Origin of the sequence: Lysobacter antibioticus HS124, assembly GCF_000336385.2 — a bacterium.
GTDB lineage: Bacteria > Pseudomonadota > Gammaproteobacteria > Xanthomonadales > Xanthomonadaceae > Lysobacter > Lysobacter firmicutimachus.
In genome coordinates this window covers 1-7,262 of record NZ_HG424533.1, presented here as the reverse complement: position 1 = coordinate 7,262, position 7,262 = coordinate 1, and the positions used below count along the sequence as shown (strand labels likewise).

Annotated in this window: 7 protein-coding genes; 4 read left to right on the top strand and 3 right to left on the bottom strand. The window is 71.7% G+C overall.

Annotation, left to right across the window (positions count from 1 at the left end):
* Positions 1 to 348: 348 nt before the first annotated feature.
* From TX83_RS16115 to TX83_RS16105, 3 genes are read right to left on the bottom strand one after another with little or no spacing between them, the layout of a single operon-like run.
* Positions 349 to 1,269, bottom strand: a complete 921-nt coding sequence (locus tag TX83_RS16115) for a tetratricopeptide repeat protein (RefSeq protein ID WP_186442620.1) — start codon at positions 1,267 to 1,269, stop codon at positions 349 to 351.
* Between the two features lie 28 nt (positions 1,270 to 1,297).
* Positions 1,298 to 1,771, bottom strand: coding sequence for a hypothetical protein (locus TX83_RS16110; RefSeq protein ID WP_064748990.1), 474 nt, complete (start codon positions 1,769 to 1,771; stop codon positions 1,298 to 1,300).
* Positions 1,771 to 3,132 (bottom strand): ATP-binding protein, encoded by a 1,362-nt coding sequence (locus TX83_RS16105; RefSeq protein WP_064748989.1) that lies wholly within the window; start codon positions 3,130 to 3,132, stop codon positions 1,771 to 1,773. The genes TX83_RS16110 and TX83_RS16105 overlap by 1 nt, the downstream gene beginning before the upstream one ends.
* 230 nt (positions 3,133 to 3,362) lie before the next feature.
* On the opposite strand from TX83_RS16105, the gene TX83_RS16100 reads away from it, so the two are divergent.
* The 4 genes from TX83_RS16100 to TX83_RS16085 form a co-directional block, all read left to right on the top strand.
* Positions 3,363 to 4,493 carry an AAA family ATPase gene (locus TX83_RS16100; protein WP_064748992.1) on the top strand — a complete coding sequence of 377 codons (1,131 nt, stop codon included), beginning with the start codon at positions 3,363 to 3,365 and terminating at the stop codon, positions 4,491 to 4,493.
* Complete coding sequence (locus TX83_RS16095; RefSeq protein ID WP_064748988.1) at positions 4,490 to 4,906, top strand: hypothetical protein; 417 nt, start codon at positions 4,490 to 4,492, stop codon at positions 4,904 to 4,906. Before TX83_RS16100 ends, TX83_RS16095 begins: the two co-directional genes overlap by 4 nt.
* Before the next feature lie 2 nt (positions 4,907 to 4,908).
* The gene (locus TX83_RS16090; RefSeq protein WP_064748987.1) at positions 4,909 to 6,759 is read left to right on the top strand and encodes a hypothetical protein; all 1,851 of its coding nucleotides are present in this window, start codon (positions 4,909 to 4,911) and stop codon (positions 6,757 to 6,759) included.
* A partial coding sequence (locus tag TX83_RS16085) for a bpX6 domain-containing protein (RefSeq protein ID WP_261370154.1) occupies positions 6,752 to 7,262 on the top strand: 511 nt, incomplete at its 3' end. The genes TX83_RS16090 and TX83_RS16085, both read left to right, overlap by 8 nt.

Below are 7,262 nucleotides of genomic sequence, written 5' to 3'. Positions count from 1 at the left end.
TCAAAAGTAACCAAAGAAAACGCCATGGCGGTTTCGGATCAAGAGCCACTATGGTTCGGAGCGTGCGCGGGGCGGCTCCGCACAGGCCCTCCCTGGCCTGGCTGCGCACGGCCCGCCTCCCTGCGGGCCGCCCTCCGGGGCTTCAGGGGGTTCTCGCGAGTTCGAAGCGGCGCCAAGCTGTTCGCAGCAACAGCAACAGCAACAGCAACAGCAACAGCAGGCACAGCGTCGCTGCGGGTTGGGGGAGGGGCGGCGCAAGCCGCGGCCACGGGACGCGCAGGGGCCTCAAGGCTCGTGTCCTTCATCGAAGCTCGGACCCATCGCCGTTCCTACACCCCCCCCGGGCGATCAGAAACCCGGCCGCAACCTCACCTGTTGCAATTCCTTCTTCACCGAGCGCCAGAACAGCCCCGGCGCGATCCAGGTGTAGGCGCAGAAGCCCAGCCACAGCAGCGACAAGGGCAGGGTCCAGCGCTGCAGGCCGTTTTGGCTCAGTGCGATCATGCCGATCTGGTAGAGCAGGAACAGGCCCAGCAGCAGGACGACGGTGCGGGTGCGCGAGCCGGCGGTCAGATAGCTCTGGAAGCGCCACCACAGGCCCAGCAACGGGCTGCGCCGGGCCTTGACCGCGGCCAGCAGGGTCAAGGCCTGTTCGTCCATCGGGTCCAACTGCACCGCCCAGGCGGCGTGCTGGCGCGCGTCGTCGACGCGGCCGGCGGCGAGTTCGCAATGACCGAGCACGCACAACGCTTCCAGATGCTCGGGGTCGAGCTCCAGCACTTCGCGCGCCAAAGCTTCGGCCGTGCCGCGGTCGCCGCGGCGGAACTCCAGGCTGGCGAGCAGGGCGCGGTAGTCGAGGTCGTCGGGTTCCAGCTCGCAGGCGCGGCGCGCATGCGCCAGGGCGCGTTCGTCGTGGCCCCAGGCCAGGTGCAGCCGGGCGAAGCCGTCTTCGATCACCGCCGCGGCCGGATCGAGTTCGCGCGCCGCGTTCAAGTGGGTTTCGGCCTCGCTCGGGCGCCGGCGCGCGAGCGCGACCAGCGCTGCGGCCAGGTGCGAATACACCGAGTCGGGTTCCAGCTCGAGCGCGCGCGCGGCTTCCAGCGCGGCCACATGCAGGCGCTTGCGCTTGAGCAGGCAGAACGCGAGCAGGGCGTGCGCCTCGGCGAGATCGGGGTCTTCGCCGAGCAGGCGCAGCAGCACGTCGATGGCCTGGTCGACCTGGCCGTGGCCGTAGTGACGGCGGGCCAGAGCGAGGGTGTGACGGGACATGTCCAGGCTCATGCACGCGGCTCCGGGGTCATTCCAGCACCATGCGCAGCAGCGCCGGCCATTGCAGATCGAACAGGCGGCGCGCGAACAAGGTCGCGAGAATCAGCAACGGCAGGCCGTTGCGCGCCGTGCCGCCGTAGTACTCCCACAGCTCGAAGCAGCGCTGCTGCATCATGTACAGCGCGTAGCCGGTGGCGAGCTTGAGCGTGATCACCGACAACAAGGCGTACTCCATGTACTGGCGCGGCAGCCAGCCGGCCTGGCCGAGCGCGCCCAGCAGCCACAGCAGCGCGACTGCGCCGGCCAGGTTGAGCGCCAGCAAGGCCAGTTCGCGGCCGCGGGTCGGGCTGCCGAGGGCGAAACCGTTGAATGCGAACCAGGCCAGGCCGAAGCCGTTGCCGGCCAGCATCAGGGTCAGCATCGGCCACAGCGGATCGACCGCGTAGCGCGACAGGCCCGACGGCAGCGGTTCGTCGGGCAGGCGATAGACCGAGGCCGCCATCAGCCGCCCCCGTGGCGCTTGAGGAAGTCCAGCACTTCGTCGTACTGGCCGCCCTGATTGGCGTAGCGGGCGTGATTGCGCGCCGTGGTCAGCCATTCCAGCGTGGTGGCGCGGCTGTCCTTCAGCGCCGCGCGCAGATGGGCCATGCTCAGCGGCACTTCGCGGCCCTGGTCGATGGAATCGTCGATCGCCTCGTCGATCGCGCTTTCGACCAGGTGACGCAGGTCGGCGCCGGAATGGCCCGAGCTCAGACGCGCCAGTTCGGCGCTGTCGATCGCCCCGTCGAGCGGACGATCGCGCAGCAGCAGGTCCAGGATCGCCCGCCGCGCGGGCTCGTCCGGCGGCGGCACGAACAGCACCCGGTCGAAGCGGCCGGGACGGCGGAACGCCGAATCCACCGCCCAGGGCACGTTGGTCGCGCCGAGGATCAGCACGCCCTGGTTGTTCTGGCCGAAGCCGTCCAGTTCGGTCAGGAACTGGCTGACCAGCTTGGCCGAGCCGGCCTCGCGCGAGTGTTGGCGCTTGCCGCCGATCGCCTCGACCTCGTCGAAGAACACCACCGACGGCGCGGTGCGCCGCGCCTGCTCGAAGATCGCGTGCAGCTTGCGCTCGGATTCGCCGATGTACATGTCGAGCACGTCGGTGATGGCGACGTTGTAGAAACGCGCGCCGCATTCGCCGGCGGTGGCGCGGGCGAGCAGGGTCTTGCCGCAGCCCGGCGGGCCGTACAGCAGGATGCCGCCGCCGGAACGGCGCTTGAAGCGCTCGAACAGCGAGGGCTTGAGGAAGGGGGTGATGATGCGGCGGCGGATCTGCTGCTTGACCTCGTCCAGGCCGCCGACGTCGGCGAACGCGATCCGCTCCTGTGCCGGCTGCAGCAGCCGCACCACGTCCTCGGCATCGGTGTCGTCGTTGGCCACGCTGGTCTGCGGGCGCGGCGCGCCTTCGTGTTGCCGGCGCGCGTTGGCCAGGGAAATCACTTTGCCCGCCAGTTCGTTCGCCAAGGCCGCGTCTTCCAGTGCGGGGTTCAGCGCGATCGCCTGCTGGTACAGCGCGCGCGCTTCGTCGCGGGCGCCGTCTTGCAGGTTCAGGCGCGCACGCGCCAGCAGCGAGGCGGCCGAGCCGGCCGGCGCCAGGCGCGCCACGTCGGCATCGCGGCCGTGTTGCAGGAGCAAGCGCCAGGCGGCGTCGCGCTGTACCGGGTCGGCGAGCAGGGGCTCGCCGCCGAGCGCGATCGCGCGCAACAGGGCGTCCGGGTCGGCGGCATTCAGGCAGGCGTTGACCACCAACGCGCCCAGGGCCGGATTGTGCGGGCTGGCCGCGAGCGCGGCGAGCAGGTCCTCGAGCGGAGTTTCGGGCATGACGGCGTCCTGGCCGGGCGTGGCGACAGCCTAGGGTAATGAAAAACCGGACACGATAGACCGGCGACGCGTTCAGCGTACGTGGCGCAGGTTGCGATTCGTGCATGCCCGCGCCTACAGTGCGCGGGTGGCGCCGGGTTCCGGTGTCGCGCCCCTACGCCAGCCCTGGGGAGGCCGGCCGCGGTCCGCGTGCCGTCGTCCCCGTACGCCAAGGATTCCGGCCGTCGATGATGCCTCCGCACGAACTTTCCGCCGCGCAGCAGGCCGCCGCCCGCGTCCGCGAAGCGGTGCATTCCGCCACCATCGGGCTGGTCGAACGCGAACAGCTCGCCGAACTCATCGTGCTCGCCGCCGTGGCGCAGGAGCACTTGCTGATCCTGGGCCCGCCCGGCACCGCCAAGAGCGCGGTCGTGCGCCGCGTCGCCGCCGCCCTGGGCGGGCGCTATTTCGAGTACCTGCTCGGCCGATTCACCGAGCCGTCGGAACTGTTCGGCCCGGTCGACCTGCGCCGGCTGCGCGAGGGCGTGGTCGAAACCGATGTCAGCGGCATGTTGCCGGAGGCCGAGATCGCCTTCCTGGACGAGGTCTTCCTCGGTTCCACTGCGATCCTGAATACCTTGCTCGGCGTGCTCAACGAGCGCCGCTTCCGCCGCGGGCACACTCAGCTGGCCTGTCCGTTGCGGGTCTGCGTGGGCGCCGCGAACGCTCTGCCCGACGACGAGTCGCTGGCTGCGTTCGCCGATCGCTTCCTGCTGCATCTGTTCGTCGAACCGGTGCCGGACCACCAATTGGAAGCGCTGCTCGAAGGCGGTTGGCAGGCCGGCCGTTCGTCGCCGCAGCATTTCGCCGATCTGGCCGACATCGACACCCTGAGCCGCTGCGTCGACGAGGTCGATCTCGGCGCCGCGCGCGGCCTGCTGGCCGACGCGATCCGCAAGCTGCGCGGCGCCGGCCTGGGGCTGTCGGACCGGCGCATCGTCAAGGCGCAGCGACTGATCGCCGCGGCCGCCGTGCTGGCCGGGCGCGAGCGCGCCGACGAGGCCGATCTGTGGCCGCTGTTCTACGTCATGCCGACCCGCGAGGCCCAGGCGGCGGCGCAGGATGCGCTGCGCGACTCGTTGTCGGCGGCGGCCAATCCGACCCTGCGTGCGGCGGTCGAATGCGCGGCGCTGCAGCCGTTGTCGCGCGAGGCGCGCCTGCTGGAGGCGGCGCGCGGTTGCCTGGCGGCGGCCGCGGGCGACCACGCCGGCGCCGAAGCGGTGCTGCGCGAGATCGACGCCAACTTCGACGCCGCTTCGATTCCGCCCGAACTGGCCGTCGAGCGTGCCCGGCTGGTCGCCCGGGTATCGGCGCCGGTATGAACTGGCACTGGCGGGCTGAGGGGGCCCCGCCGGCGCCGCAAGGCGCGATCGGCATCGGCGCGGCGTCGCGGCGTCTGCTCGACGCGGTCGAACGGCTGGAGCCGTCCGCGCGCGAGACGTTGGCGTTGACTGCCAACGACGACAGCCTGATCGTCGCCGGCGCGGCCGAGGCCTTGCCTTGGTGCGAGGGCGTGGTCTATCTGGCGCCGCGCGCCGAGGCGACGACCTTGTGGCTGCCGACCCACGAACGGCCGGACCTGCCGTTGGACCTGCTGGCGCGCGCGATCGCGCGCCGGCACGGACCGGCGCCGCTGGCGATGCTGCGCGCGCCGCGCCGGCTGCTGCCGTTGCAGCGTGCGCTGCCGGCCAGCGCGGCCTTGCTGGCGCGCATCCGCGCGAACTGGCGGGACTGAGCATGCGCCTGCCCGACACGCTGCAGCCTTGGGCGCCGTGGTTGATCTGGTTCGATGCCGAGATCGCCGGCGTGCTCGGCGATCTGTTGCTGCGCCTGCATCCGGCGCTGGGCGCGTTCCGCCTGCGCGCGCAACGCGGCGCGGCCGAACCGGAAGGCATCGAGGATCTGCGCCGGCGCGGTTCCTACGAGCGCCTGCTGCTCAGCGAGTGGGCGCTGGCCGACGCGGCGCCGGAGGAGTTCGACCGGCGCGCCGCCGGCGGCGAGCATTTGTTTTTGAATCCGAAGCCGGTCGCGCGCCAGGTCGATGCGCTGACCGTGGCGGTGTTCGACGCCGGGCCGAGCCAGCTCGGTGCGTCGCGGCTGGTCCATGCCGCCTTGTGGATATTGCTGGCGCAACGCGCCCAGGCCGCCGGCGCGCGTTTCCTGTGGGGCGTGCTGGCCCGGCCCGGCGAACTGCAGGAGGCCGATTCGCCGGCGGCGCTCAAGCGCCTGCTGAGCGCGCGCAGCCTGACTCCGGGCGGCGCCGCGAGCGCCCGCGCCAGCGTCGAGCAGGGCGCCGATCTCGGCCGCGACTTGCAGGCGCAGTGGGCACAGGCACTGGATGCGGCCGAGCCGAGCCCGAGCGAACGCTGGTCGGTCGGTGCGCACGCGCCGGGCTACGCGCTCGGCCATCGCGTCGACGTGGTGCGCGCCGATGCCGACGAACTCGCGGTCACCGTCGCCGCGCGCCAGGCGCGGCGCGAGCTGCGGTTGCGCCTGCCCGATCCGGAACCGTCGAGCCGCTTGCTGCGCGGCGAGTTCGAGCGCCTAGCCGCGAGCCGGCAGAAAATACCGGCCCACGCCCGCCTGTCGCGGCAGCAACCCCCGATCATCGCCGCCGACGGGCGCTCCGTGGCGACGCTGTGGGCGGGCGAAAACGCCGCCTATGTGCAGCGTTTGAGCCCGCCGCACCAGTCGCAGCGCCTGCTGCCGCCGAAGACCGCGCGCTGGGCCAAGCACCGGCACTTGCTTGCGGCCTGCCTGAGCGGACGGCATTTCGCCGGCGTGCTGACCCGTTCGCAATTCCTCGATCCCTGGCAATTGGCCCGCTGGCCCGGGCTGCCGCATCCGCTGCCGCAGCATCTCAATGCGGCGCCGGGGCAGGCGCGGCTGATGCAATGCGCGGAAATCGCCGGCAACGACGACGAGCAACGCCACCTGCTGCTGTGGAGCGGCAGCCGTCTGCTGTGCTGGAGCGCGCGTCATCCGCGCAACGGCCGCCGCTGCGATCGGCCCGGCTACCGTTTGATCGGCGAGAACGTGCTCGGTTTCGTCGCTCTGCCGCCGCAGCGTGCGTTCTACCTGCAAGGCACCGGCGAGGGCGTGCAGGTGCGCCGGTTCGATGGCGCTGGGGTCGAAACGCTGGAGTCGCTGCCTTGCGACGGCGAGGCCGGCGCCGGTTTCCTTTGCGGCAATGCCTGGGGCGATCGTTGGCAGGGCGACATCGCCGTCGAGTTCGCCGCCGGCCAACGCGGCGGCGAGCGCCACGGTCGCTGGCGGCTGTGGCGACGCAGCCCGTCGCAGGGCCTGCAGGATTTCGAGCTCGCGCTGAGCGCGGCGTGGAAAGTGGTCGGCTTGGCGGCGGTCTCGGCCGACGCTCCGGCCCTGATCGCGCTCGATCCCGACCGCAAGGCGGTGGTGCGGATCGGCGAACGCGGACGGACCACGCTGTATGCATCCCCGCAGAAGATCAGCGTCGCCAGCGTCGCCGCGGCGGCCGATACGATCGCCCTGATCGACGTGTCCGGACGGCTGACGATCCTGCGTCATCAAGGGCGGGACGTGTTGGTTTACGAGGGCGGCGATGACTGAGCCGGGCACCGTCGCGAACGCGCCGCCGCGCGCGCGCCATCCGGTCTGGCGCGGACGCCAGCGGGTGGATGCGCTGTGGTTCGACGCCGCCTGGCTGGCGCCGGCGCAGCGCGAGCGACGCATCCTGCAGGCCTGGAAGCCGGGCTGCCGCGCCTGGCGTTTCGCCGAGGGCGACCTGCTGCAGTTCGATCCGCCGCGGCCGCTGCGCTGCGAGCGCGCGCCGGGCCTGCCGCTGTGCCGGATCGGCGCGCATGCGCTGTACTCGGGCCCGTTGAGCGAAGCCGAGCGCGCCGCGTTGCCGCCGGCCGATCTGCATTTGAGCCTGGGCGGCGCTCTGCGCAGCTTCGAGCTCAGCCAGGGCGAAACCTTGGACCCGTCGACGGCGATCGAACTCGACGATTACGTTCTGTACCCGACCTACGATTGCAGCGATGCAGTGGCCGAAGGCCGGCGCGAGCGCCTGGCGGTCAAGCCGCTGCGCGATGTCTTCGGTCACCGCGTGC